Raw genomic sequence first — 26,997 nt, 5'->3', positions numbered from 1 at the left:
GCTCTGCGGTGCAGGTCATTGACGCGTCCCTCAAATTTTCTGGTTCTCAACACACAAAATGATTGTTAGAGAAAATACGAGCGCCTCCGGCTATATTAGCCGGAGGCGCTCGCTACTTTTTCGATTGGATTTTGTATCAGAGCATTACTGCATGACATTCTGGGCAAACCGCATAAGAATGGCGGCGATCTGCCCGCGGCTGGCATTGCCCTGGGGCGACAGTGTCCCGTCTCCCATACCGCTGATCAGACCGTTTCCTACAGCCCATTCCACACCTTCTCTGGACCAGACAGCTACCGCACTCTGGTCCGGGAAGTCCGTCAAGTCGTTGTCTGCGGCCGTATCATAGCCCTTATATTGCGCATAGCGGTAAAGCATGACAGCCAACTGTTCCCGTGTGAGGTTGTCATCTGCACCGAACTGCTCGTCGCTGTATCCGCTGACGATCCCGTGGAGCCGTGCCCAATAGACGGCATCGGCAAACCAGGCGTCTCCCGGTACATCCGTAAAGGGATAGCCAAGGTTTTCCCCTTCCAGGCTGGGCTTCCCCTCCAGATTATAGAGGATCTGGGCCAGCTGGGCCCGGGTGAGGTCGTCGTCAGGTCCAAAGCGATCGGCTCCATAGCCACTCATTAAGCCGTTTTCGCTGACATACCGCACCGCGTCATAGTACCATGCATCAGCAGACACATCAGAAAACGGATTCGTCCACCCGCTCGCCTCCACAAAGGTCACTTTGAGCTCCACGGCTTCATCGGGCATGGTAAAGGTGTAGATTCCGTCTCCCCTGTCCTGAACGGCAACGGCATTGCCGTTTGCCCGGACTACGGTCACAGTACCAACCTGGTAGCCCTCGTCTGCCTTGGCGGTGATGGTCACGGTCTGGCCGCTTCTGGCCTTGTCCGGTGTGACGGACACCGTGCCGTGCTCCGTATTTTCCGGCACAGTGACAGTATAGAGGTTGCCGGAGCTGCCGCCGGCAGGATAGTTGTTCTGCACTGCCAGCGTGTAGGTCTGCTTCTCACTTCCGGAAGTGACCTCGATCGTCAGGATATTCTTACCGCTGCTCAGAGCGAGTGTCACGCCCTCCAGTCCCAAAGGCTGGCCATTCACTGTGACGGTTGCGCCGGGGTCTGCCGTCATGGCGGTGACCACAGTCGAAGCCACCTGAGATACGATCACAGAGGCGGCATAGCTGCCGTCCGCCTGCTGTGTGAAGTCCTGCAGCGTGGCAACGCCGCTCAGCTTCAAATCCTTCAGCGTTGCGTCCGCCTGATCCAGCACCAGATCGCCATAGGACACCTCTGCGCGAACACCGGTCTTGTCCGAGGAGAAGGTCAGCGTCTTACGCTCCTCCGGCGCCAGCGTGATCAGGTCCTGTGCCGTGGTATAGCTCTGCTGGACATCCACCACATTCCCCTGCTCATCGTACAGCCGCACGACCACATTTCCGCTCTCACTGTTCACGATCGAGTTGTTGTTCAGGGTAACGGTAACCACCGTCCCGCCGTCCGGAGTCTGGGTCAGCTGCTGACTGGTGGTCACGTGTTCGCCGCCCGCCTGCTTCAGCAGACTCTCCACCTGAACCGCAGCGATGTTATTGCTGCTCACAGCCTCCAGCATTTCACCGTCGCCATTCTCGTCGGTGGTCTCCACCCAGGCTTTGGCATACAGGGTGATACCTCCATCGCGCACTTCACCTGCCTCGTCCGCATAGAGCGCCTTTCCTTCCTCATTGGTCTGCTTGATATACTCTGCCAGATCGAACCGATACTGCACTGTGTAGTAGCCCTCGTCAATTTTGGCAAGATCACTGCCATCAATGATTTTCAGGGCATCCTCCCCGTCCGATCGGGTCACGATTTCCTGGAAATACTGGGCCGGGATGGGCTGAGTACATGCGGAGTCACTATAAAGATTGAATTTGACCTTCCGCCCGGAACCGGCCAGCTCCGCATCGCTGTTGTTATAAAGCGTGAATTGCAGCACACGCTGGCCATCCTTTGCCTCCAGCAGTGTTTCATTCCCGGCAATCCCCAGGTCGGGAATATTGAGAGTAAGCACGCCCTCTGTCTCAGAGGTAACGCCGCTCTGGAAGGTACCGGTAACCGTGTACGTGGGGTTAGGAATCCCATCGGCAGGAACGGTGTAGAACACGGTCAGCGCCCTGGTCTCACCAGGGGCAATGGACACAAAGCTGCTCTCCTGTGCCCCAGCCTCGAAGGTGGTGGTGCTCGTCCCAATGGTCACCTGGACCTTATCCATGGGCTGGGTCCCCAGATTGGTGACGCTGAGTTGAACAGGGATGGACATCCCCTTTTTGATGTTCAGATAGTCAGGAATGACGGAATCCAGCCGCATCGTGTCGGTGTAGGAGCCGGAGCCCAGATAGACGCTGGTCCTCTCCGCAGGCAGGAACACCGTGTATTCCGATCCGGTACCGGGATTCATCGTGATGGTCTCCGGGTTCTCATAGTCGTAGAACGTACCCTGGAGCACCGAAATCAGCTTCCCACTCTTATCCACATAGGCGTCAAAATGATCAATGGCTGTGGACTCGTCCATCTGAGCCACCCGCTGGGCAGCGGTAACCGAGAGATTGCCCATGTCGTCTGTGCGGAAGCGCAGGCCGCTGAGGTAGTCACGGTTGGCAGTGGTCGTCTGTTCGGTCTGTGTCGCAGAGTCCTCATTGCTCTCCACAACAGATTCCTTCCAGAGGATCGAGAGCTCATCCAGCGTATCCGCATTGCGCGAGAAGCGGAAGTTGGCATTGATGCGGACGCCGGTATTGGCCGTGAGATGGGACAGAGAGTCCACAAAGCCGATGACCCGGTTTCCGTCGGCATCCACAGCCGCCAGTCGGATATCGTTCTCCTGATTCTCATTGACACCGCTGGTGCTGCTCCAACCAATGACAAAGGACTCCTGTTCATCACTGTTTTTCAGCTTCACCGCGGCAATCTGGGGATTCTCGTCCATGGCCTCGTCATCGGTCAGCTGGACATAGCGCACCACCTGGTACTCCGCCGGAGTCCCATCGGCCAGCAGCTCAGCCTCGCCCTGGGCAGGCTTGTCGATTACGGCGTAGACCACCTCCTGCTGGAAGTCTCCAGTACGGACATTGTGCTCACCGGTCTGAAGCGTGAATACGACCGCAGCCTCACCGGAGTCCAGCATAGCGGCCTCGATGCCCTTGACCGAGCCGGAGGTACCGTTATAGATGGGCTGGGGCTGTGTCCACGTCTCTCCCTGATCTTCCGATACCGCGTACATAATGTAGTCCTTGGTGTCAAACGTGGTAATGGCGTCAGTCTGAGAAGAGGCTACCTGCCGCCACGCGACCAGAATGCGCTCACCGTTCGTGGCTACCACAGGCGCAAGATCGGCCATGCCATCAGAGGTCACAGCGCCGCTCTCATCCCTGTTTCCGGTGAGATAGCTGACATTCCAGCCGCTTCCGTTCCGGACCGCTACCATGATTTCCGAGCTGTTCATCATGCCCGCCTGCACGTCTCCGGTGACAGAACTTCCCGGCTCGGTGGTCGCAGGGCGCTCGGTGATCCGGCTCCAGACAGCCACCGCATACTCCCCGGAACCGGCCGCCTTCAGCCCGCTGTCGCCGTAGCCTTCGTCGCTCAGGGCCTTTGCCGCCCGGGCGTCATAGCCCTCACCGCTCTGGGACGCAGCCTTGACGCGTACCACAGTGGCGTCACTCCCATTGCCCATGTCATCCAAATAGAACATCCATGCGCCGTCATCTGAGAGGACAGGCGCGGCCTGGGGATAGGCGTTCCCAATGACCTCGGTGCGGATGGTACTCTCGGCCTCGCTACCGCCGGTAAAGAAATCGCCGATGGCGTTGAGGAAACCGCTGCTTTCCTCCGGACCGGAGCGGTCATAGGTGCGCGGATACTGGCTGAGATAGTCGCGCTCCAGAAGCTTGGGCTCCAAATCAGCCTCGTAGATACCCATGCCGTTTCCGGCAGACATCAGAAGACGGCCGCTTGTCCCGTCAGGCCAAATGATCTCGGAGCCCGACGTACCGTTTCCGACCTGCTCCCAGTAGTCGTTGATCATATCCCAGTCATCACCGGTACCGCTGTACACGTTGATGGGCTGGGACCAGAGAATACTCTCGTAGGAAATGAACAGAAGCTCCACCTGGAATTTCATACCCACGCTCCCCCTCACATCCACAGACCAGCCAAAATGCTCGCCATTCCGGAAGGAGTTGAGCCACTGGAGTTGGGCATTCATGGAAATCTGGCCGAACATACCTAGTTTCAGGGCGATGACCGCATAGTCAAAGCCAAAACCGCCGAATGCCTGCATGTAGGAATAGATGTAGAACTGGGTCAGATAGTCGGTGTCCTTGGCCACGTTATCCACCGCGGCGTTGAAATCCACAATAGCCGAGGCGCCCAATTCCAACTGGGCCAGCAGGGGGACAGGTCCCGCCTGGGTGTTCCAGGTCCACTCGTAGCCCATACCGCCGCCGGCCTGGAGTCCACCATTCATGACCACCATTTTCCAACGGTTGGCGGTAAAGTCAAAATAGACCTCTGTCTCAAAACCGCCGTTCAGGGCGTAATATGTCTTCCGGTCGCCGGTCTTGCTGGTACCGCCGCCCTGCTTGATATTGGCCTCGAGTATCTTGGCCGCCATCTTCACCTGGTTGGCCATGGTTTTGCCGTATGCCAAGCCCTGCCGGTACAGCCCCTTGATCTGCTCCAGGCCCGGTGTGGGATCCAAGTCATAGTCCCGCGCGGTTGTATCGGCGTCGATGCCAGTCACATTGTCACCCTGGATATTGTTCAGTCCAACATAGACGATGCCGCGGAACACGGTTGGATCCTCTGTGGGCACCAGCTTGAGCTGAAGGAAAGGCAGATCCAGCCCCACTTGGGTGGCAAGGGTGATCCCCGCACCGATAAAATCGTTGACCAGGGACTGGAACATGCTGCCATCTGCGGCACTGGATATGTTGGCCAGGCTTTTCAACTCTTCCGGCAATGCCGCAGAGCCGGTGGCCTTCTCCAGTTTCAGCGCATTGAAAAACGACCAGGACATGGTTTCACTCTTGGGCTCCTTGCCGTCTGCGCCCACATAATGAAGCTGAATGCCGCGCCCCCGCAGATCCTCGATCTTCAGGTACTCCACCTGTTTCTGGTCCATGGGGGTAAGAACGGTGGTCACGGGCATGGAGGCAAAGGGATACCGGTCATTGACAATCTCCTGCTCGGTGAGTTTGTTGTCACGGCTATCCGTGTAATAGGCGGAACGCTTGGTATCAGGATCGGTATCCGTGCCTTTCTCGCCCCACCAGAGCACGACGGTGGAGAGCAGCGGGTCGGGATAGTCCGCGCTGGGACCGACCTTTCCGGCACGGCCCCGGAGGTCCGCACTCAGTCCGCTCTCCTTGCCGGAGAAATACAGCGTCTGTTGGGCCGCAAAGGGCTGGTTCTCCTGTCCGGCGGGTACTTTCTCCAGATTAAGGATGCGCTCCCCCATACGGATGGCGTCACTCTCATTGGTGGTGCCGCTGGCCGAGAAGAAGATGGGATAATAGGTCTCTCCGGTCCGGATCTCCACCGCGAACTCAATGTTGTCCGCCGCCGTGATGGGATCTTCCCCGTTGTTAGTATTGAACTGGGTCACATCGAAATAGAAGGTGGCCTTGCCGTCCTGGAATGTGACCTTCTGGTCCTGATCACCGGGGAGCGCGGCAGCCTGTTCTTTCTTCAACGAGTAACGGGCATCCGGACAATACTCGCCGTTGCGGTAGACGCCCACGCGGACCGTGGCCTCCCCACTGTAATCCGCTCCATCCGGCGTTTTCAGATACAGGGGCAGGGTGGCAACCTTGCGCAGGGTCAGGGAATTGAGCGGATAGAGCTCCAGGCTCACCGCGTCCTTCTCCTGTGTAACCAGTCTGTTCTGGTAGACTGTTCCAAGATACACTTCGTCGTCAACCATTCCCTGCACATACACGTCAGATGCAATGCCGCTGGCCTCATAGATGGCAAAACGGCCCTGATCATCGCTTGTGGCGGTCTTTTCCTCTCCCGCGCCGTTGGTATAGGTCATGGTGAGGCCGGACACAGCGGGATAGAACTGGAACAGATAAAGCTTGTCCTTCAGAGTCTCCACCGTAATCTCTACGCTGGAGCCAAGTGCATCCCCAGCCAGGTCGTGGATGGCCTGCACCACCGTCTTGCCGTCATTCTTGCCGGACAGCAGAAACTGGGTAGCCGGGGCATAGGAGGAGTAGGGCAGCCCCTCGATGTTCTCATAATAGGCGCCCTGGGGATAGTTTACAGTGGCCGCTTCACTGTTTTCCACCACCCAGCGAATGCGGTCGCTGGCCTCGCCCCAGGCGTGGTCTCCGTAGTTAATGGAGATGGCGGTCTGGAGGTTGATATCCCGGTTCAGGGCCAGAATCTCATCCTGGGACAGCGAGGCGATCCAATCCTCGTTGGACATCGTGATGGTGTTTCCTTTTACATCCACAGTGCTGACGCCATTGCGGCTCACCGGCTGTACCAGGATGTCCAGAGCACTCTTGTCGTAAATATAGAGAGTGAAGCTGTCCCGGCTCCAGTCTTGTCCGGCGGTCGTATTTTTGGCCTGGAGCGATACGTCATAGATGGTACGGAATCCGTCATTGGGCCGGACTCCGCCCAAATCCAGGACGAAGGAACCGCCCGCAACATCGCCGTAAGCCTTGTAATCCGTTGTGTTGACGATGGTCTTGCCAGTAGCATTGTCGGTAACGGTGAGTTTGAATGCACCGCCGCCTCCCTCGGCGTCAAAATTGGCGAGGGTGTAGGGGATCGTCAGGCTGCCCTCATTGGTAACGAACAGCCGCTGGGGCCGGGCAAGGGCCACAGATACCGGCTGCGCTGTCACCGTCACGCGGGTCTGGGCCTTGAAGGTGCGCTCTTCCGCGCTCACACCGGGCACGCCCTTAGCCGCCTGCACGGAGAGGACGATGGTATAACCATCCTTTGTGTCATCCAGGCCCGGGATGAGAAAGGACTGATTGGGCGTCATCGTTCCGTCTTCTCCCATCGTCCACATGGGAGCGGTGGTCCCGTTGCCCATTTCAAGGGTACCATCGGGAGTGCTGGGATCATAGGTGACGGTGTAAGTCTTCACCGCCTGGCCCTGCGTCTTGTCCCCGGGGTAGACTGCAATGGTAAAAGAGGTCTTTTTTTCCTCCTCTGTCATGCCGAACTCGCGATTCTTCTGGGCCAGGTTGGAGGCCCAGCGCAGAGTCAGCGGGTCGCCGGAACGCAGGGTGATCTGGCTCTCCGGAATACGGAGATAGGGTTCTGCGCCCTCCTGAACGGTGAGGGTAATCCCCTCAGAGCGGTAGTCCTCCCCCTGATATTCTTCCAGATTGCCATTGACGGCCTCCAGGTAGAAGGTGACCGTACCGGCCTTCAGGGGGTGGATGACACCCTGGGCGTCGATACTGGCGATGGTCTCATCGTCGGATACCCAGCGTGTCTGGGTCCAGGTGTACCCACTGCCAGACACTTTTCCGGTGAGCATCAACGCTTCATCGGCGGGCGGGTCGTTCACATAGATGGTGTCCTGCCACCCCTCCGGTGTTTCGATGGCCAGATTCTCCCCGGTGAGCGGAACCGGGGGCTTCACCGAGAAAGCCGTATAATATCCGAACAACAGATCTCCAGCGGAGACTGTATTGCCGTTTTCCTTGTCCACGGAGATCTGATAGAACTCCATGACAAAGCTCTTGGCATCTCCGTCAAAACCGGCCAGCTCGGATGCGTCGATCTCCACCGTAGCGGTCATGGAGGCAGGCGATGTGCCATTGTCCAGAACCAGAGGGATGAGGGTATCCCCGCCGTCGATGGAGGCCGCCACCTTGCCGCTGGCAAAGCCGCTGTCCAGAGTATAGCTGTCCAGAAGCAGATTGCGCAGATCCTTGTTGGTCTTCTGCTCCTGGGTCAGCTGGTCATCAGGAGTCGTGTCCTCGTAATTTTTGAGGGGCAAGTCGATGGTAACGTTCACTGTGGCGGTGGTTTTTTCTGGCTGGTCGCCTTGGGCCGGCTCATAGGTCAGATCCGTGACCTCCGCTTCGTGGCCCGGCTGCCGCTTCAATGCCTCCAGAATGGTGATCGTATCCAGGATCTGGTCAGAGGTCCGGGAGGTCGTGTCCGCCGCCATGGCGTTCCCCGCCGCGTCTTTGGCGCCGGAGATTTTGGCAACAGAGATCCTCTGCTGCCCCACCGTTTCCACCGGATAGAGGAAGGTCAGGGTCTTGCTGACCGTGTTCTGTTCCTGAGCGGACAGTTCCTTTCCGTCTGCCGTCAGCTGGACGCCGGAGGACTGCACCGGCTCGGAGAAGGTGACGGTGATGGGAGCCTGTGCCCCCATGGAGAAGGTCTCCTCAGGGAAGGCCACCCCAGTCACCTTGGGTGCCTGTGTATCCTTAATGGTAACCGTAGTGGTAGCATCGAAGGTGCCGTCTGTTGCTTCCAGTCCGTAGTAATACGGGAAACTCGAATACACCCAAGAAGATTTTACATGGTCACAGATGCCCGTAGATTGCAATGTAATACTGTCCGCAGTTTTTAATGCGGCAGGGATCGCGGTATTTTGAGAACCGGTGTTTTTGACCGGGGTGCTCGCTGTGGAACCACTGACCAAAGGCAGCTGGGAAGAAGCGTTTCCTCCCAAAATCAGATTGTAAAAATCGGCTGCATCTTTATTTTTTAATGTACTTCCCCGCTGGGTGTAGCCCAATTCGGTACCGACCAACTGTTTATCACCCAAATAGGCCCCGCTCTTCAAGTACTGATAGTAAAGATGGTATTCACTCCATCCCGGATTTTCTTCTGTCTGTGTGAACACAGTGCTCTTATTGCCGGACACTGACACAGACCAGTCCATATGGCTGGCCTGGTTGCGCAAAAAGTACTTTTGCGCGTCCGTGAAGTTTACCGTTCGGCTGGTGTTTTTAGCGCTTTCTGAGATGAGGGTCTGGAAGTTTATCTCATTGGTTACCTTTACCGCCTGCGTGTGGCTGAGGGCGCCGCCGGCAAAGGCGGCATTTTTTACATTGGATGCGTAGAGATAGAAGGTCTTTTCTCCCTTCCAGGTATCATCCGTCCACTGGGAGGACAGCTTGCCCACTGGGATCGTCACGGTGCCCGTCCCGTTCCCGGTGATTTCCACCGGGTAGGTTTTGGACGTTACCAATCCTGCCGCAGAGGCAGGGAGTACGGACACCTCAAAGGAGATATCCTGGTCCTCCTCTGCTCCAGTGACCGTATAGGTAGCGGTCACGCTGCCGCCGGCTACCGCTGAAACAGAAGTTTTGTCCAGACTCACCGAGATCGCTGCATTCTGGTCGATACCCGACGGGAACACCAGGCCGTCCGCCCCCTGGGTGTTGTAGAGGGTAATCCCCTCATTCTGGAGCTGTAAATAGAGGTCATAAAGGCTCTCCAGTTGCTCCTCTGTCCAATCCACGCCTCCCTCGGGGAAGTAGGTGGAGCGGATACGCTCCACTTCCTTCTGGATGTCCATCATGGTCTTGAAGTCCGCCATGGTGATGGGAGTGCCATCCACAGTGATGACCATAGCGGGGTCGTAGTTACCGCGCTCCAGCATAGCCAGCAGCTCGGTCAGATCGGTCTTTCGCTCCCCGTCGGGCAGGATGATGTCCCACTCGGAGCGCGCGCCGGTGTCGGTCAGCAGGCCATACTGGTCCAGGAAGTCGATTACTGCCAGTACGTCCGCACTGTCCACGGCAGTTCCCAACACCGTCACTGCCGGTGTCTCGTCCTCCGACAGGGCGGCCGCCAATCCTGCGGGTGCCACCGACTGACCGTCTACCTGGAGCTGCCACTCTGCCGCGGGCACATCGCCCACCAGCAGTCCCAGCTTTTCCATGGTTTCCAACACAGCCTTCAACTCAGTGCTTTCACAGGCGCGGCCATTCACAGTCACATTGTTCTCAGACATGGTCCGCGCCTCAGCGATGGTCAAGGAACGTCCCTTCTCCTGGATGGTCATAGTTCCACTCCAGTCTGTGAGGACATTTCCCTCCTCGTCGATGAGTCCATAGGTACGCAGCAGCTCCATGGCCTCCTTGGCGGTCTTTTCATCGCCCCAGAATTCGGTCAGACTCTCCAAGATCTCCTGGTTCTGATCCGGGGTGTTGTCCCACAGAGCGGCATAGGCCGCTGTGGGCAGGAGTCCGGTCAGCATCACGACAGTCAAAATGCCGGATACTAACCGGTCCCGGAAGCGTGTATGCTTCCAATTTCCTTTCATTTTGCTTCCTCCCTCTATGATTTTCGTAGTGCCATCCTTAGAAAACAGGATCTTCTCTTATATTGCTGCTGCCATACATCGTCTCAGACCAGATGCAGCAAAAGCATCATAAATCCAACTTCAAAATCGAAAGATCCACAAAAGAAACAGATAGGGATCGATCCATCTCTATCTGCATCTGCTTTTACTCTATTCGATATCCACTTTATTTCATTCTACCTTGTAATATTTTATCAAAACACCCGGAATAATCAAGAAAAAAAGTTACTAATTACAGAGCAGTCGTTTGGGCAACTGGCAGCCCTGCGGGCTTTTTTTCTGCTCTCCTTATAGAGAAACCCTATATATTTCGAGTCATTATTACATCTAAAGATAAACCTTGACAAACGCCCCCCCTTCCAGTATCCTACCATAGGCATTGGCCTTTTTCCCAATGAAACCACACAGTCAGTTTTCTAAGCACGGTGCATGCTTCCACATCCCATCGCGTTTGGGGAACTGTTTTTTTATGTCTACTTGGAAGCACCATTCTGCTGAACCCATGTCCGGAGGGCATTATGCTGGAACTCAAACATCTGTCAAAGGCATTTGACGGACACACGGTACTCAACGACATCAACCTGACCATCCTCCCCGGAAAGGTCCACGGTCTCATCGGCGCCAACGGCTCGGGAAAGAGCACCCTCATGAACATCCTCAACGGCAACGAGACCATCGCCCGCTCGGGGGGCTACACCGGCCGGATCCTCCTGGACGGCCGGGATATTACCATCCAGAATCACAGTCAGTCCGTAGCCTGCGGCATCGCTATGGTACACCAGGAGCTGGCTCTGTTCTCCGGCATGACTGTGACGGAAAATATCAAGATCAACCGGGAAAAGACCCGGTTTTCCACCCTGCTCCTGCCGGAGCTCTCCCTGCTGGACCCAAACAAAAATGTTCGCGACGCCCAGCACGCACTGGAGGCCATCGGCGCCCATATGGACCCGGGCCAGGTGATTGACGCCCTCTCCCTGAACCAGAAGCAGTTTGTGGAGCTTGCCCGGGAGCTGGACCAGCAGAACATCCGTCTGCTGATCCTGGACGAGCCCACCAGCTCTCTCAACATCACCGAGACCAAGGCACTTCTCTCCTGTATCCGGGAGATTGCGGACCGGGGCATCGCCGTCATCTTCATCTCCCACCGGCTGGAGGAGATCATGCAGGTCTGCGATACCGTCTCCGTGCTCCGGGACGGTACATTGATCTCCACCTATGAAAAGGCCGATTTTTCCGTCGGAAAATTTGCCGACGACATGGTCGGGCGGAAAATCGTCAAGACCCAGCGCGCGGCAAAGGAGCAGAAGGGCGATGTCCTGATGCAGCTCTCCCAGATCAACGGCACCGGGCTGGACATCCGGGAGGGGGAGGTGCTGGGGATCACCGGCCTGGCCGGTCAGGGGCAGGAACTGCTGGCAGAAGGCCTCTTCGGGCTCAAGCCGGCTAGCTTCCAGGCCCGTTTCAAGGGGGAAAAGCTCTCCCTGGGGGATAACAGCACCCTGACCGCCCGGGGGATCTACTACCTCTCGGACGACCGGGCAAAGACCAGCCTCTTCCGGGAGAGCCCGGTCTGGAAAAACATGATCTTCGGCACGGAGCTGCGGCACCGGGAGTTCCTGCGCTGGAAGGCCTGCCCCGCCCTCTCCCTGCTGGACCGCAAGGCCATCCAGGCCCACGCCCAGGCCATGATCGAGCAGCTCAACATCGTCTGCCGCTCGCCCGACGCCCCGGTCCGGGAGCTCAGCGGCGGCAATCAGCAAAAGGTCTGCATCGCCCGGGCCCTCACCTTTGCGCCTAAGCTGCTCTTTGTCAACGAGCCCACCCGCGGCATTGACATCTATTCCAAAGAACTGATTCTGGACTGGCTCTTGAAGATGAACGAGCGGGACCACACCACCGTCATCATTACCTCCGGCGAGCTGGAGGAGCTGGTCCGGGTCTGCGACCGGGTGGTGGTCATGTATCAGGGTCAGGTATTTCAGACCTTCGAGGGTGAGATGGACCTGGAAGAACTGACGCTGTCGCTGTACGGGAGGGGAAACGCATGAAGCTTCACGCCATCAATCCTCCGCGGTTCATCATGTCCCTCTACATGCTGGTGCTCCTGATCCTGGCCGTGCTGGTGGATATCAGCTTTGTCAGCCTTATCAACGACGCCCTCATCAAATGGGCCATGAACGGCATTCTGGTCCTTTCCCTGATCCCCATGATGAACGTGGGCGCCGGGCGAAACTTCGGCATGTCCATCGGACTCTCCGCCGGTCTGCTGGGTATGGTATTCGCCCTCAATTACAAGATGACCGGCTGGCTGGGCTTCTCTGTATCCCTTCTGGTGGGGGCTGCCATCGCCGTTCTCTTCGGCTTTGGATACAGCAGGATTCTGAACCGTCTCAAGCTGAACGAGGAGATCGTGGGCACCTTTGCCGGGTACTCCTTCATCCCCATCATGAACATCTTCTATACCTTCGTCCCGGTGACCAACCGCCAGATGCTCTATCCCATCGGCGGACAGGGCCTGCGCCCCCGGGTCAATCTGGACATCTATTTCGGCGGCATTCTGGACCGGCTGTGGCAGATCAAGGTGGGGGAGATCGTCATTCCGGTGGGCCTGCTCCTCTTTTTCTTTGTCATCGCGGCCCTGCTCTGGCTCTTCTCCAAGACCCGCACCGGCATCATCTTCTCCGCCATTGCGGAAAATGAGCGCTTTTCCAGCCTTGCCGGCCTGCGGGTGAACCGGTACCGGACCATCGGCATCATCCTCTCCATGGTCCTGGCCGCCGTGGGCGTGGTGGTCTACTCTCAGAGCTACGGCTTCCTGCACCTCTACGACGGGCCCTTTATGATGAGCTTCCCCGCCATTTCCGCCATTGTCATCGGCGGCGCCAGCCAGAAAAAGGCCGCGGTGGCCAACGCGCTGATCGGAACCTTCCTGTATCAGACCACCTATCTCCTGTCCATTCCCGTGGCCAACGCCCTTCTGCTGCCGGAAATGGCCGAGATCCTCCGTACCATCGTCACCAGCGGCATTATTCTTTATGCGTTTATCTTCCAGAGAAAGGATGCGGGAAATGAAGTTCTTAAAAAATAACCTGGTCCCCATTGCCGTATTCCTGCTCTGCCTGCTGTCCTTTCACTACGCCGGGGTGAGCCTTTCCTATCTCTCCTCGGAGGTCTATACCCGCTTCATCCGCAACACTCTCTTTGTCCTGGCCCTGATCCTGCCGGTGACCTGCGGCATGGGCATCAACTTCGCCATTGTGGTGGGGGCCATCTGTGCCCAGACCGCCATCGTCCTGGCTATGGACCTGAATCTCTCCGGCCTCCCCATCCTGCTCTTTGTGGTGGGGGTCAGCATTGCGCTGTCGGTGCTCTTCGGCACCCTGGTGGCCATGCTGCTCAACCGGGCCCGGGGGACCGAGATGATCGTCTCCATCATGATCGGACAGCTCAGCTCCGTCCTCTACCAGTTTGTCTTTATGGTGGGTTACGGGACTATTTTCCACCCCGCCAATGAGGCGATCCTGCTGGATACCGGCGTGGGCGTACGCAACATGCTGGATGTGGCCCCCCTCAAGCAGGTATTCACCAGCGTCCTGCCCTTTACGCTGGACGGAAAGGTCTACTCCCTGCTCCCTCTCCTTATCATCGGCACCTTTACCCTGATCCTGATCTACCTGCAAAAGTCCAAGCTGGGGGTCCTGGCCAAGGCGGTGGGCAGTGATCTGCACAATGCCAATCTGCTGGGTGTCAACAGCAACCGCATCCGCACCATCTGCATTGTGATCTCCACCATCTTTGCCGCCATGAGCCAGATCATCACCGTGAGCGACTTTGGCACCGCCATGGTCTATACCGGGCACCTGGGGATCGAGACCTATGCGGCCGCGGCCATTTTAGTGGGCGGTGCCACCATCCGGGAAGCCAAACTGCGCAATTGCTTCCTGGGCGTGGTGCTCTTCCACACTCTCTTTATCACCTCCCCCATGGCGGGCCAGAATCTCTTCAACAACCCCTCCGTAGGCGAATACTTCCGGTCCTTCCTGGCCTACGGCGTGATCGTGATCGCCATTATCATGAATCTCAAGAAGGAAAAGGACCTGAAACTTCAGAATTTTAAAGCGTAGGCTTTAAAAAATAGAATCAGGAGGAACACACACCATGAAGAAACTCGTTTCCCTGCTGCTGTCCGTGCTGATGGTCGTATCCATGGCCGCCGGATGCAGCACCACCGGGAGCAATCCCCAGGGCACCCCGGCTGCCAATCCTTCCGCCAGCGCCGCCGCCGAGGACTCCTACAAGATCGGCATCGTGACCCCCACCCTGACCGTCTCTGAGGACGAGTTCCGCGGCGCCCAGGAGATGGTGGAGAAGTACCCCGACATCGTGGTGCACAAGACCCTGCCCGAGGATTTTGCCACCAACGTGGAGGGCTGCATCTCCGTAGTCACCAGCCTGGCCGATGACCCCGAGATGAAGTACATCCTCTTCAACAACGGCATGGAGGGCATTGTCCCCGCCTTCCAGACCATCAAGGAGAAGCGCCCCGACATCACCACCATCGTCACCAGCAACGACGATCCCCAGCTTCTCAACGACTATGTGGATCTGGCCATCAACACCGACTGGGTCCGCCGCGGCGTGACCATCCCCACCAAGGCCTATGAGATGGGCGCCCGGACCTTTATCCACTACTCCTTCCCCACTCACATGGCCTCTGAGTCCAAGGTCCAGAGACGGGACATGATGAAGGCCACCTGTGAGGAGCTGGGCATGGAGTTTGTGGAGGTCATGACCCCCGATCCTCAGACCGGCAACGGCAAGGCCGCCATGCTCCAGTTCCTCCGGGAGGACCTGCCCCGCCAGATCGAGAAGTACGGCCCCAATACCAACATCTTCGGCACCAACTGCCCCATGTACGACGTGATCCTGGACGAGGCCTTCAAGCAGGGCTTCATCGTGGCCGAGCAGTGCTGCCCCACCCCCACCCAGGCCTACCCCACCGTTCTCAACCTGGAGATCACCGAGGATGATCTGGGCGACTATGACAAAATCAACAGCATGATCACCGAGAAGGCCGCCGAGGCCGGTATGACCGGTAAGCTGTCCGGATGGGCCATGCCCTCCTCCGTCTACGTGCCCCAGTTCCAGGTGGAGCTGGCCGTCTACATGCACGACAATGGCCTGACCATCGACGACGTCCTGAGCAAGGAGTTCCTGGACAACTTCTCCAAGGAGCATATGCCCGTGGCCGCCGACTTTGCCATGGCCGGCGAGGGTCTGGACCACTACTGGATGCTGATCCTGGAGGATATCTACTATTAATCTCTGATCCCCCACACAGAGCAATCCCCCTGCCGGAAAGATTCCGGCAGGGGGATTTTTCATATTCCAGCCCGCTTGGTTCGATCGATCCTAGGAAAGGATTGCATTCCAGAATTCAAGGCCATCTCTTTTCTCATACCCGTGTCCGTTGGCCGCTTCACAGATGTCAAAATAGGCCCAGTGGGACTTTGAAACATCCCGGAATTCCCGCAGCCCATGGTCTTCGGCAAGGAAGGTCCGATCTGCGCTGCGTCCCAACATCCGGTTCAGGATGGCGGCTGCCTGGGCGCGGGTCATGGGTTGTTCCGATCCAAAGGTGCCGTCCGGATACCCAGAAATCCAGCCGTACCAGACGGCGCTCTGAACCGCCTCATAAAACCAGTCATCCTCCTGGACATCCGCAAAGGTCATGCCTCCCGCTTCCACAGGATGTGCAAACCGCCCGGCCATTGCGACAAATTCTGCACGAGTGATCGGCGCTTCCGGCCAGAATTTTTCACCGCCTACCCCTGCAACCACTCCCATGGATGCCAGCGTGTTGACTGCCCTGGCATACCACGCATCCTCCGGCACATCGGAGAACCCCGCATCCGTGGCATTCCCCGGAGTAAGAAGCAGCGAATAAAAGAGCTGTGCGGCCTGAGCGCGGGTCAGTGTATCGTCCGCTCCAAAGCGCTCACCAGGATAGCCGAAGAAAAAGGCGTTATGGTCTCTGGTGTTCAGGGTCTGTGCGACCCCGGTGATCTCCGGATCCACAACGACGGACTTTTGAACAAATACTGCAGATATCGTATGGTTTTGGGTGATATTTTCAAAAGAATAGGTCTCGGTATACTCCACGGCACTTCCATCGACCAGGAGCTGCTCCAACCGGTATCCGGCCTGTGGCCGTATCGCAAAGCTCTGATCGCTGCCGCGCACCAGGCGGACCCTGCCGCTGGGCGTGATTTCTCCACCGCCGGTGGATTCCGCCAGGATCGACACGTACTGAGGGCCCGCACCCCCACCAGCGCCCATATCTGCAAAGGTCCGCAGGACGGTTCCGGTATAGTTCCCCATAAAGCGAATCGTGACCTGACGCTCTCCGTCCCCGGATGTCAGCTCAACTGTATAGTCTACGTCTGTTCGAAGCTGGTATTTGCCGTGCCAGATCTCCAGCTTTTCCACATCTTCCACACTGGAAAGCGCGGGGATGGGGAGCTGCGTGCCGTCATAGGGCAGAACCCGGATGTGGACCGGAATGTGTGCCACTGTCAGATAATCGATCGCATCTTCCGGGGTATAGGATGCAAAGTGGATCCGATCTCCAGCCTCTCCCACCGGAAGGGTGGGGTCCTCCCACAAAAAGCCGGTTTCCAATCTCACATCGCCCAGGGAATCCCCATAGACCGCCGTTTTTTCCCCGGGTTCCAGGTAATTGGGGACCGCCTGTCGGATCTCAAAGGGCACGACCGCGGTGAGCCCCTGGTATTGCTCGGTTCCCTCTACGGCCGCACGGACGTACCATGCTCCCGCGTGGACCGGCGCCTCCGCCTGATAGGGGCCGTCCCTTCCTTCGGAATAGGAAAATATGGTCTCGCCAAAGGCCGCTTTTGCCTGTGGTTTGGAGGGGTTCGCCCCATATTCCCAATTTTCAATGGACAGCGGAACCGTCCAGCCATTTTCTCCCGTCACAGAAATGGCGGCATCCAGGACCGCATCCCCCTCCCGATAGCGATAGGTCAGGGTCTCATTGGGTGCGTCCAGCTGGATCCGTGTTCCATCCAGAACGCCACCCTTCAATTCGGTGATTTTTTCGGGCTGGATCCACGGCGCAAACGGTTCCAGTGAAATCCCATTTTCCCCCGGCTCCAGCGCGATCCGGGCTGGGCTCTGCTCTGTAAAATCCAAAAAGAGTGCCTCTCGATCCGGAAGGCGAAGGGCAAGCAGCTGGTTTTTCCCCGCATAAACGGTCTCCAGCTTTGTGTTATGGGACAGGTCCAAGGAGAACAGCTGGTTATCCGTACAGTTCAGATAGGTCAACTCGGTCTGCTGGGACAGATCCAACGTCTGGATGAACGTATGATTCCAAAGCACCGTCTCCAGTTTTCGGTTCTGGGACAAGTCCGCAGTGGTCAGCGTCCCACCCAGAACATGGAGAATTTGTAACTCCGGATTTCCGCTCAGATCCAATTCTGTGAGCGGGCTGCCGCCCCATGCAAAATAGGTCAGTCCGGGTACGTCGTGCAGATCCAGTTCGAAAAGGTTGGAGTGAAAGCAGTAGAGATGTTCCAGTGTCGGAACCCCTTCCAAACGCAGCTCAGAGAGCCTCGGATTCTCATTGCAGGTCAGTGAGTTCATGGCAGGAAAATCGGTCAATTCCAGGACGGTAAGATCGTTTTCGCTGCAATTCAAGCTCTCCAGATTTCGAAAATACTCCAGGCCTTGCAAATCCTGAATTCCCAATTTTCTCAGGTCCATTTTTGTCACTGCGTCCAACTCCATCTGGGAGAGGCCGCCGTCACGATCGGTATCCCGGTCGCTTACCCAGCTCAAAAAAGCGGGGTCCGGAAAGGTCTCGCTGTTCAGCGGGATCTCCGCTTTCTCTGCCGCTCCCGCCATCATCATTCCGCTCATGATCCCCAGCAGTGAAATCAGCACCGCTCCTGTTTTCCATTGTTTCATAGGCCCTCCCGCTCCGCGCAGATCTGTACCACTCTATCGTTATATAATTCATGATACAGCATTTCAGCCCAAAGAGCGGTTGTCTGCCCAACGGGATATCAGATCGGACGCCCCCTTTTTCATTACTATTCGACATTTTAGTATAAAATATTACACTTTATTATCACTCAAGCCCTTATTTTATTCCATCAAAGAAGCAAAAAGCCCCAAGCAATCTTTTTTTCGAAACGTAAAATTTTTTCTTGACAAAGTGACATCGCTCTTTTACAATAGCACTCAGCAATTAGATACCTGTGCGAGATGCACGTTTGACCATCCGTCTGCCAGGCGGATCGAGGCTACACGGACGGCCGGGTCAAATGCCGAAAACCCGTCGAAGAGCCGGGGACCGTACCGCGGGTACGGATTGGCAACTTTTGTTGCCTTATTGATGGAGCGGCTTTCGCTCCGATTTTATAAGTTGGTTTACTTTATAACCTGCGCCTGGCGCACATCAACTTGTGAAATGGTCAATAAGAGTGATTTAAAAGTCTTGCATCCGCAGGAACAATCTCTCTCGACGGGGACTCCATCGGTATCGTTATGGAGAAAATTTCGCAGACACGGTGTGCCAGTATGGGTGGCGCATCGTGTTTTTTTATCATCCGCCCCTGGCGGTGGTATAAAAATTTGCTGAGGTATCGAGGAGAGAGACATGAAACACACGAACCATTTCCTGCCCCTGCTGCTGGCAGGCGCACTGACCCTTTCGGTCACCGCCTGCACCGCTGCTGCCCCGAAGGAATCCGCGGTCGCTGCTCCGGCCGACCCCGAGGCTGCCTATGAGAGCTTTTTGAATGCGGTATCCCCGGACTATGCCTATGATATCGCCTACGAGCTGACCACCAACCCGGATTTCTTCAATTCGGAGCTGGGCGGACGGACTGCGGGCAGCGATGCCGAGCATGCCGCTGCGGACTATCTGGTGCAGACCATGGAGGAAATCGGCCTCTCCGACGTGGAAAAGGTGGCGGCCGACTGCGACCGCTGGCAGTTCAACGGCGCCTCTTTTACGGTGGACGGCGTGTCCTATCCGGTCTACTCCTATGCCACCGCCAGCACCCCCGCGGAAGGTATCACCGCCGAGGTGGTCTATGTGGGAAAGGGTACCATGTGGGACTATGAGGGCCTGGATGTGACCGGAAAGATCGTGCTCATCGACATCGATCAGCGCAACGACTGGTGGATCACCTACCCCATGCTGGAGGCCCAGCACCAGGGCGCCGCCGCCATTCTGGCGGCCAATGTGGGCGGTTTCTCTCAGATTGCAGATGACGCCCTGAACTGCCAGGATATCTGCGGTCCCACCGCCATCCCCACCCTGTCCATCGGCCTTTCCGACTCCCAGGAGATCCAGGAAAAACTGGCCGCCGGTCCGGTCACCGCCACGCTGGTCGTGGACAACGAGGTCAATGTGGGTGAGGGCACCACGTACAATATCATGGGCCGCATCCCCGGAAAGTCCTCTGACCATCAGATCCTGGTGGGCGGACACTATGACGTGCACTTCAAGGGCTTCCAGGACGACAACTGCGCCGTCGGCCTGGTCCTCGCCATGGCCAAGGCCATGATCGACTCCGGCTATCAGCCCGAAAATGATCTGGTCTTCTGCCTGCACGGCGCGGAAGAGTGGGGTTCCTCCTACACCCAGTACGACTGGACCGTGGGCGCCTGGGAGATGATCAACCGGGTCCACCCGGACTGGGTAGGCAAGACCCTGGCCTTCCTGAACTTTGAGCTTCCGGCCTATGAGTTCGACACCTATACCAGCTCCTACTCCGCCCCCGAGATGTACGCCATGCTGGACTACTTTGTCAACGAATATCCCTACTCCCCCGAGCCCGAGGGATGCTTTGAGGACGGCGTGCTGACCGAGGGGTATCAGACCTACACCTACTCGGATGACTTCTCCTACTATGCAGCCGGCGTCCCCTCCACGGTCAACGGCTTCCTGCTGCAGAAGGACATGGAGACCGTCTTCCCCTTCTACGAGGAGATCTACCATTCCCAGTACGATACCCCTGAAACCTACAACGAAGCGGTCATGAACTTCAATATCCGCTATTACGGCGCCCTCGCCATGTACATCGACCAGACTCCCGCGCTCTATCTGGACTTCACCGCCCAGTATGACCGAATCCTCGCCTCGCTGGATGAGGAGCTTCTGACTCGGGTGGGGGTCGACATGGACGCCTACCACACCGCTCTGGAGTCCCTGAAGCAGACCGCCCAGGCCATGAGCGAGGATATCTGCTCCGTCAACGAGGCCTATGCCGAGGCCCGGAACGCCCAGGATACCGCCAAGATGGAGGAGCTCTGGAACCGCGGCCGGGAGCTGACCACCCAGAACCTGACCGCTTTTGCCTATGCTCAGAAGCATCTGCTGGGTCTCATGTATGAGCGTCCCATCGTCCCCCACGAGGCCCCCCAGGAGAACATCACCCTGTGTGAGAACATCATCTCCTGCCTGGAGGAGGGCCAGGTGGCCACTGCGGTGGACGAGTACGCCTGGACCGTGAACAACGTGCTGGAGTGGTATGCCATGTACTTCTCCCCCGAGGTCATCGCCATCCAGGATGACATGCTCTGGGGCGAATCCAACGCCGACAACCTCTACTGGGGCACCGGCAAGAGCTTTGCCAAGGCCGATGTGGACCAGGCCACCCGCAGCCTCTACACCCGCTACGAGGAGGAGGGCGGCGACTTCTCCCAGGAGATTGCTGTCTACCAGAAGGCCGTGGAGGCCCAGAGCGAGATCCTCCTCCAGCTCGCCCAGCAGGAAATCGACTCCATCAACGAGCTGACCCAGCTGCTCGCCTAATGGCAGATTTCCTCTGCCCGTGGATCATCCCGAATGGATTTCCACTAGACTGAGACAAACCGGGCTTGCCGTCTGCATATTGCAGGCGGCAAGCCCGGTTTCTTTGTTCTGATATTGCGGCACGAAGTCTCTGCTCAGCCTTCGATCTCCATGGTCTCCATCTGTTCTCTCGTCACGCCGTTTTTTCTACCATATTCTTCCCAATAGCGGCTGGACGCTTTCAAAAAGAGCTTTTTCGGCAGCGGCATCGTGACGCCCATGACCCGCTCTCGGTCCTTGGCCACAGCGCGCGCCAGCGCTCGGATCTTGGCGCGTGCAAAGCCGCGGAAGGGGGTGTCCAGAATGGCCTCTCCTCCCCCGATTTTCAGCACAGCGCCCATGGGATAGCCGTTTTTACGGGCAAACAGACGGATCATCTCCACCGCGATGTTATTCTGCTCCAGCTCCAGGAAGCCGCAGTTGATCAGCACCGACAGCGTGGGCCGGTTCTCAGGTGGGTGCTCCTCCAGGTACTTCAAAAATTCCAGCAGTACCACCGGCAATCCATCCACATAGAGTGGAAAAACCAGCAGAACGCGGGAAGTCTCTTCCATCGCTTCCAGCACCTTGGCCTGTTCCGTTTTGATGAGGTCAAAGTACACCGTCTCCAAAGGACAGGTCTCCGAAAACAGCTGGGCGTAGCGCTTGGAATTGGATCGAGGCGCTCTCGGGCTGCCGTTGAGGATCAGGACAGAATCCATTTCTGCACCTCCTCCCGTACAGCCTGCTCCACCGCTTCCTCCGGAACGAACCGGACCTGATGGCGTGCAAAGTTCATGTTGAAGGCATTCCGGTCCACCAGACGCCGGAACAGCGCCTGTTCCTCCTCGGAATCGGCGCCATAGCCCAGGATAACCGCATCCTTTGTCGCCACGGCGCGCTGCACATGGTGTGTCTCCCCATGGTGCAGGCGGAGAAAGGCCTGCTGCACCGGGATGGAGCGCTCCAGCATGGTCTTCATGGTGGTATCATAGCCTCCGTACCGCAACCGGCTCACATACAGAAGCCGGGTGCTGGCGGCGATGGCCGGATAGACCTTCACGGCGTCATCCCGGATGACACAGCGGCCCGGTGTTTTGGTCCAGCAGCCAAAACAGCCGATGCAGTGCTTGATGTTCAGACTGGACAGGTCGATATACTCCAGATCCGGCACGAAAAGTCCCGACAGGTCCAGAGGTCGGTCGCTTAAGATGAGATTCATAAAAACTCCTGATATTGGGTATGTTTCGCTCAGGTAAACGGAGCCGCGTGGTCTTCTGCCTCACGATAGCTTTCCCCGATATGGGGATCCAAACCGCACTTCCAGGACGATCAATAGTTATCCTCGTGGATCTCGAAGAAGCTCTTTCCGTACTGGCAGGTGGGGCACACCTCCGGTGCGGCCGTGCCCACCACAATGTGGCCGCAGTTGCGGCACTCCCACACCTTGACTTCGCTCTTCTCGAAGACCTGTGCGGTCTCTACATTGTGCAGCAGCGCACGGTAGCGCTCCTCGTGGCGCTTCTCGATGGCGGCCACCAGGCGGAACTTGGCGGCCAGCTCCGGAAAGCCCTCCTCCTCAGCGGTCTTGGCAAAGCCGTCATACATGTCGGTCCACTCGTAGTTTTCGCCCTCGGCGGCATGGCGCAGATTCTCGGCAGTGTCCCCCAGGCCGTGAAGCTCCTCAAACCACAGCTTGGCATGGGCCTTCTCATTTTCAGCGGTCTTGAGGAACAGCTCCGCGATCTGCTCATAGCCCTCCCGCAGGGCCACTGAGGCAAAGTAGGTGTATTTGTTCCGGGCCTGGGACTCTCCGGCGAAGGCGGCCTCCAGGTTCTTTTCGGTCTGGGTCCCGGCGTACTTGCCTGCGCTCTTGACAGGGGCCTCCTCCATCAGCTCAAAGACAGAGGCGGGCTGCTTGCAGATGGGGCAGAACTCCGGGGCGCTATCGCCCTCGTGAATATATCCGCAGACTTTGCATTTCCACTTCTTCATGGTCTTTTCTTCTCCTTTCTGGTTGGGACGATCCGCCTGGATGAGTCCGCTTTGGTCCTGATAGGTGGTGTGGAGCATCTTCTCGGCCATCTCGCTCAGAGGCTTGCCATAAAAGGCCTCGTAGACCGCCTGAATCTCCGGGTTCTCATGGCTGCTGCGCAGCGCCATAGAGCTGTCCCGCCGGTAGAGGGCGGCAATCCGGCTCTTGCGGGTCTCATCCCCGTCGCGCAGCAGGTCCTTTGGCTGTCCGCCACCGCCGATGCAGCCGCCCGGACAGGCCATCACCTCCACGAAGTGGTATTCCTTCCCGCTCTCCTGGATGTGCTTCCAAAATGTTCTGGCATTAGCGGTGCCAAAGACCACTGCCACCTGCAGTGTCTGGTCCCCGATCTCCACCTGGGCCTCCCGCACTCCTTCATAACCTCTCACACTCTCCAGCTCCAGCAGGGCGGCCGGAGCCTCCTGTCCGGTGAGGTATGCATAGGCAGTACGCAGTGCGGCCTCCATCACACCGCCGGTATTGCCGAAGATGACTCCGGCTCCCGAGGCCGTGCCCATCAGGGAATCATAGGCCGAGTCCTCCAGGGTATTCCAGTCCACCCCCGCCTCCTTGGCCCACCGGGCCAACTCCCGGGTGGTGATCACCTGGTCGGTATCCCGCATCCCCTCTACGCCGTGGTAGTCGGCGGCGGCATGCATCTCTTCCCGCCGGATCTCAAATTTTTTGGCGGTACACGGGGTCAGGGCCACATGGACGATTTTACGGGGATCCAGCCCCATCTTCTGCGCAAAATAGGTCTTGACCGTGGGCCCCTGCATCCCGATCGGGCTCTTGGCGGTGGAGAGATGGGGCAGCAGCTCCGGGGCATAGATCTCCGCAAAATGGACCCAGCCCGGGCAGCAGCTGGTGAACTGGGGCAGCGGACGGTCCTTCTCCGTCATGCGGCGGATGAGCTCACTGGCCTCCTCCACAATGGTGAGATCCGCGGCAAAGTTGGTATCCAGCACATAGTCCGCGCCCAGTGCCCGGAGGAGGGCCACCATCTTCCCCTCCACAAAGGCGCCCGGCTCCATCCCGAAGGCCTCGCCCAAACTCGCCCGCACGGAGGGAGAGGTGCTGACCACCACCACCCGGTCGGGGTCTGCGATGGCCTGCCGCACCTGGGGACACTCGTCCCGCTCGGTGATGCTGTCCACCGGACAGACATTGGCACACTGGCCGCAGTAAATACAGATCGCCTTTCCTCCGGTTTGCTCCAGGGTATAAGTGCCGTGCACACCCATTCGTTCGGTGCAGGCCTCCTTACACATACCACAGCGGATACACTTCTCTTCCCAGCGCACGATGCTGGGGTTGTCCTCCTCAATCGGGACACGGACAGACAGGGGCAAATGCTTCAGTTTCCTCACGTTCCTTTCTCTTGGGCTTCGTTTCTGCATTCCTCACATAGGTACATCAGCTTCAGATCATAGGACAGGATCGAACGACCGGCCGCCTGTTCCAGCTGCGCCGTCAGGTCCCCCAGATCCACATCCGCCAAGCGGCCGCATCGCTTGCACACCAAATGATCATGCCGCTCGATCCGATCATAGCGATCCGCCATTCCCTCCACCGATATTTTGCGGATCGCTCCCGCGCTCCACAGCCGGTTGAGGTTATTATAGACGGTCGCCAGGACCACGGTCGGGTAGGTTTTCCGCAATTCGTCAAAGACCTGCTCGGCCGTCATATGGCTTCGGGATGCCGTTACCAACTCCAGAATCTTTGCCTCGTACTTTGTCATTTCACCACAACTCTTTTTAGAATTATTCTAATTCTATTATAACTATTTTTTGATCTATGTCAAGGACATCTCTCTTCCCCACAAAGGACAAGGCCCCGGAGGATTCTCCGGGGCCTTATCTTGTTTCCTGTCATGAAAACACAGCCTGTCCTGCTGGCCGCATAGAGCCGCTTCCACTTGCATAGGGTAATCTGTCCGACCGGCCAGTTTGTCCGAAAGGAGGGTCTCCCATTGGAAATCATACATCAGCATCCCATACAGGGCAACGATAAGGCCCGCAGTGCCCTTTTGGAAACGCTATACCAGCGCTGTATCACAGAACTTCGGGAACAGCACCGTATTCTCGAGGTCCGCGGAAGATAGCATCCTAAAAAATATGTGAGTGAGGACAGGAGGTGTCCGCCTTGGATGCAATCTATGCCCGACAGTCCGTGGACAAGGCGGACAGCCTCTCCATCCAGGGACAGATCGATCTGTGCCGCCGGGAAGTATCTCTGGAATACCAGGTCTACGAGGACAAGGGGTATTCCGGTAAAAACACCGACCGCCCCGCCTTTCAGCGGCTCATGGCCGATGTGGAACAGGGGCTCATCCGGAAGATCGTGGTCTACCGTCTGGACCGCTTCTCCCGGTCCATTGCCGACTTTGGTCGGCTGTGGGAGATTCTGAAACGGCACAAAGTCGAGTTCATATCCATCAATGAGACCTTTGATACCTCCACGCCCATGGGCCGGGCCATGCTGAACATCATCATGGTCTTTGCGCAGCTGGAGCGGGAGACCACCGCCGAACGGGTGCGGGACAACTACTTCCAGAGGGCCAAGCTGGGCTCCTGGCCCGGGGGGCCGGCCCCCTATGGGTTCTCCATCCAGAAACTTCCCGCCGCGGATGGGCGGCAGGTCCCCGCTCTCTGTCCCAACGAGCACGCGTCCGTGGTGCAGCGGATCTTTTCCGCCTATGCCCAGCCGGAGGCCACCCTGGGCAGTGTGGCCCGCGCCCTGAACACGGATGAAATTCCCGGCCCAAAACGCCCCACCTGGGACAATGTGACCCTCTCCCGCATCCTGCATAGCCCGGTATACGTCATGGCAGACGAGGATGTCTACCTCTTCTATCAAGGGAAGGGGCTCCGCTGCTCCAATCCGCTGGACGAGTTTGACGGCCTCCACGGGGGCATGATCATCGGAAAGCGGGACCGGAGCGCCGGAAAGTATCAGGACCTCCGGGACCAGCATTTCTCGCTGGCCCTCCACCATGGAATCATCCCCTCCGCCCTGTGGCTCCAGTGCCAGTATAAGCTGGAGGCAAACCGCCAGCTGGGCGGCTCCGGCCGTGGAAAGCACACCTGGCTCTCCGGGCTTCTGAAATGCGCCCACTGTGGATACAGTGTCAAGGTAAACCGGGACGGCAGCAAGTTCTATCTGCTGTGCAGCGGGCGCTCCAACCTGGGTCTGTGTGACCATTCCATCCGGGTGGACCTGCGGGCACTGGAGGCGTCGGTAGCCGCCGAACTGGAACAGCTGCTGCTGGAGTGTCCCGATATGGAGGAACCCCAGGGAGAAGATGCGGAAAGTGCCCGGCTTCTGGCGGAGATCGACCAGAAGATCGACCATCTCATGTCCGCTCTGGCCGAGGGCTCTGCCCTGACCATGGCCTACATCAACCGGACCATTCAGAAGCTGGAGGTTCAGCGGCAGGAGATTCTGGCAAAGCAAGCCCAAATACATAGCAAAAAGCAGGTACCGAAGTGGAAGCGCCTTCAATTTGCCCCCCTGAGCTTTGAGCAGAAAAAGATTGTCGCCGCCCAGTTTATCCGGGAGATCAAACTGGACGGCGAGCGGGCAGAGGTGGTTTGGAGGATCTAATGGGAGAGAATCGGTAGTGTCAAGAGTTTTGCGCAAATTGGTTTACAGCCCCTGGCATGAATGAAGTTAGCCAGCAATGGAGGCATCCTCAAAGGCTGCTTCCAGGTGCTTCATATTCATGTATTTCTTGTTGCCCCAC

12 protein-coding genes are annotated in these 26,997 nt (G+C 57.7%); 6 read left to right on the top strand and 6 right to left on the bottom strand.

Annotated features, from left to right (window positions below):
- Window positions 1–144 precede the first annotated feature (144 nt).
- Complete coding sequence (locus tag INF37_RS12755) at window positions 145–10,311, bottom strand: S-layer homology domain-containing protein (protein ID WP_193538670.1); 10,167 nt, start codon at window positions 10,309–10,311, stop codon at window positions 145–147.
- Window positions 10,312–10,868: 557 nt separating this feature from the next.
- Between INF37_RS12755 and INF37_RS12750 the strand changes: the two genes are divergently transcribed.
- The 4 genes from INF37_RS12750 to INF37_RS12735 are packed head-to-tail and all read left to right on the top strand — an operon-like array spanning window position 10,869 to window position 15,672.
- The gene (locus tag INF37_RS12750) at window positions 10,869–12,398 is read left to right on the top strand and encodes a sugar ABC transporter ATP-binding protein (protein WP_193538668.1); all 1,530 of its coding nucleotides are present in this window, start codon (window positions 10,869–10,871) and stop codon (window positions 12,396–12,398) included.
- The gene (locus INF37_RS12745; RefSeq protein ID WP_193538666.1) at window positions 12,395–13,438 is read left to right on the top strand and encodes an ABC transporter permease subunit; all 1,044 of its coding nucleotides are present in this window, start codon (window positions 12,395–12,397) and stop codon (window positions 13,436–13,438) included. Before INF37_RS12750 ends, INF37_RS12745 begins: the two co-directional genes overlap by 4 nt.
- Complete coding sequence (locus tag INF37_RS12740; RefSeq protein WP_186964217.1) at window positions 13,419–14,474, top strand: ABC transporter permease subunit; 1,056 nt, start codon at window positions 13,419–13,421, stop codon at window positions 14,472–14,474. Before INF37_RS12745 ends, INF37_RS12740 begins: the two co-directional genes overlap by 20 nt.
- A gap of 34 nt (window positions 14,475–14,508) precedes the next feature.
- Window positions 14,509–15,672, top strand: coding sequence for a DUF3798 domain-containing protein (locus tag INF37_RS12735; RefSeq protein WP_101692160.1), 1,164 nt, complete (start codon window positions 14,509–14,511; stop codon window positions 15,670–15,672).
- A 90-nt stretch (window positions 15,673–15,762) separates the two neighbouring features.
- Here the strand turns inward: INF37_RS12735 and INF37_RS12730 are convergent, their stop codons facing one another.
- Window positions 15,763–18,336, bottom strand: coding sequence for an S-layer homology domain-containing protein (locus INF37_RS12730; protein ID WP_193538664.1), 2,574 nt, complete (start codon window positions 18,334–18,336; stop codon window positions 15,763–15,765).
- Between the two features lie 694 nt (window positions 18,337–19,030).
- Here INF37_RS12730 and INF37_RS12725 point away from each other — a divergent pair.
- A complete protein-coding gene (locus INF37_RS12725; RefSeq protein ID WP_193538662.1) occupies window positions 19,031–21,196 on the top strand; it encodes a M28 family peptidase in 2,166 nt (721 codons plus the stop codon).
- A gap of 134 nt (window positions 21,197–21,330) precedes the next feature.
- On the opposite strand, the gene INF37_RS12720 is transcribed toward INF37_RS12725, so the two are convergent.
- The 4 genes from INF37_RS12720 to INF37_RS12705 form a co-directional block, all read right to left on the bottom strand.
- Window positions 21,331–21,936: an NADPH-dependent FMN reductase family protein gene (locus INF37_RS12720; RefSeq protein ID WP_193538660.1), complete on the bottom strand. Its 606-nt coding sequence runs from the start codon at window positions 21,934–21,936 to the stop codon at window positions 21,331–21,333.
- Window positions 21,921–22,436 carry an NAD(P)H-dependent oxidoreductase gene (locus INF37_RS12715; protein ID WP_193538658.1) on the bottom strand — a complete coding sequence of 172 codons (516 nt, stop codon included), beginning with the start codon at window positions 22,434–22,436 and terminating at the stop codon, window positions 21,921–21,923. Before INF37_RS12715 ends, INF37_RS12720 begins: the two co-directional genes overlap by 16 nt.
- Window positions 22,437–22,546: 110 nt before the next feature.
- Window positions 22,547–24,649 (bottom strand): rubrerythrin, encoded by a 2,103-nt coding sequence (gene rbr, locus INF37_RS12710; RefSeq protein WP_193538656.1) that lies wholly within the window; start codon window positions 24,647–24,649, stop codon window positions 22,547–22,549.
- Complete coding sequence (locus tag INF37_RS12705) at window positions 24,616–24,993, bottom strand: Fur family transcriptional regulator (RefSeq protein WP_193538654.1); 378 nt, start codon at window positions 24,991–24,993, stop codon at window positions 24,616–24,618. The genes rbr and INF37_RS12705 overlap by 34 nt, the downstream gene beginning before the upstream one ends.
- Window positions 24,994–25,397: 404 nt before the next feature.
- On the opposite strand from INF37_RS12705, the gene INF37_RS12700 reads away from it, so the two are divergent.
- The gene (locus INF37_RS12700) at window positions 25,398–26,858 is read left to right on the top strand and encodes a recombinase family protein (protein ID WP_193538652.1); all 1,461 of its coding nucleotides are present in this window, start codon (window positions 25,398–25,400) and stop codon (window positions 26,856–26,858) included.
- Window positions 26,859–26,997 lie beyond the last annotated feature (139 nt).

The organism is Pseudoflavonifractor gallinarum (assembly GCF_014982855.1).
Lineage (GTDB): Bacteria > Bacillota > Clostridia > Oscillospirales > Oscillospiraceae > Pseudoflavonifractor_A > Pseudoflavonifractor_A gallinarum.
This window is presented reverse-complemented; position numbering and strand designations above follow the sequence as displayed.

Bases quoted from the DNA above. Each gene is read 5' to 3' on its own strand.
- INF37_RS12755 (WP_193538670.1), bottom strand. From the start codon at position 10,311: ATGAAAGGAAATTGGAAGCATACACGCTTCCGGGACCGGTTAGTATCC.
- INF37_RS12750 (WP_193538668.1), top strand. From the start codon at position 10,869: ATGCTGGAACTCAAACATCTGTCAAAGGCATTTGACGGACACACGGTA.
- INF37_RS12745 (WP_193538666.1), top strand. From the start codon at position 12,395: ATGAAGCTTCACGCCATCAATCCTCCGCGGTTCATCATGTCCCTCTAC.
- INF37_RS12740 (WP_186964217.1), top strand. From the start codon at position 13,419: ATGAAGTTCTTAAAAAATAACCTGGTCCCCATTGCCGTATTCCTGCTC.
- INF37_RS12735 (WP_101692160.1), top strand. From the start codon at position 14,509: ATGAAGAAACTCGTTTCCCTGCTGCTGTCCGTGCTGATGGTCGTATCC.
- INF37_RS12730 (WP_193538664.1), bottom strand. From the start codon at position 18,336: ATGAAACAATGGAAAACAGGAGCGGTGCTGATTTCACTGCTGGGGATC.
- INF37_RS12725 (WP_193538662.1), top strand. From the start codon at position 19,031: ATGAAACACACGAACCATTTCCTGCCCCTGCTGCTGGCAGGCGCACTG.
- INF37_RS12720 (WP_193538660.1), bottom strand. From the start codon at position 21,936: ATGGATTCTGTCCTGATCCTCAACGGCAGCCCGAGAGCGCCTCGATCC.
- INF37_RS12715 (WP_193538658.1), bottom strand. From the start codon at position 22,436: ATGAATCTCATCTTAAGCGACCGACCTCTGGACCTGTCGGGACTTTTC.
- rbr (WP_193538656.1), bottom strand. From the start codon at position 24,649: ATGCAGAAACGAAGCCCAAGAGAAAGGAACGTGAGGAAACTGAAGCAT.
- INF37_RS12705 (WP_193538654.1), bottom strand. From the start codon at position 24,993: ATGACAAAGTACGAGGCAAAGATTCTGGAGTTGGTAACGGCATCCCGA.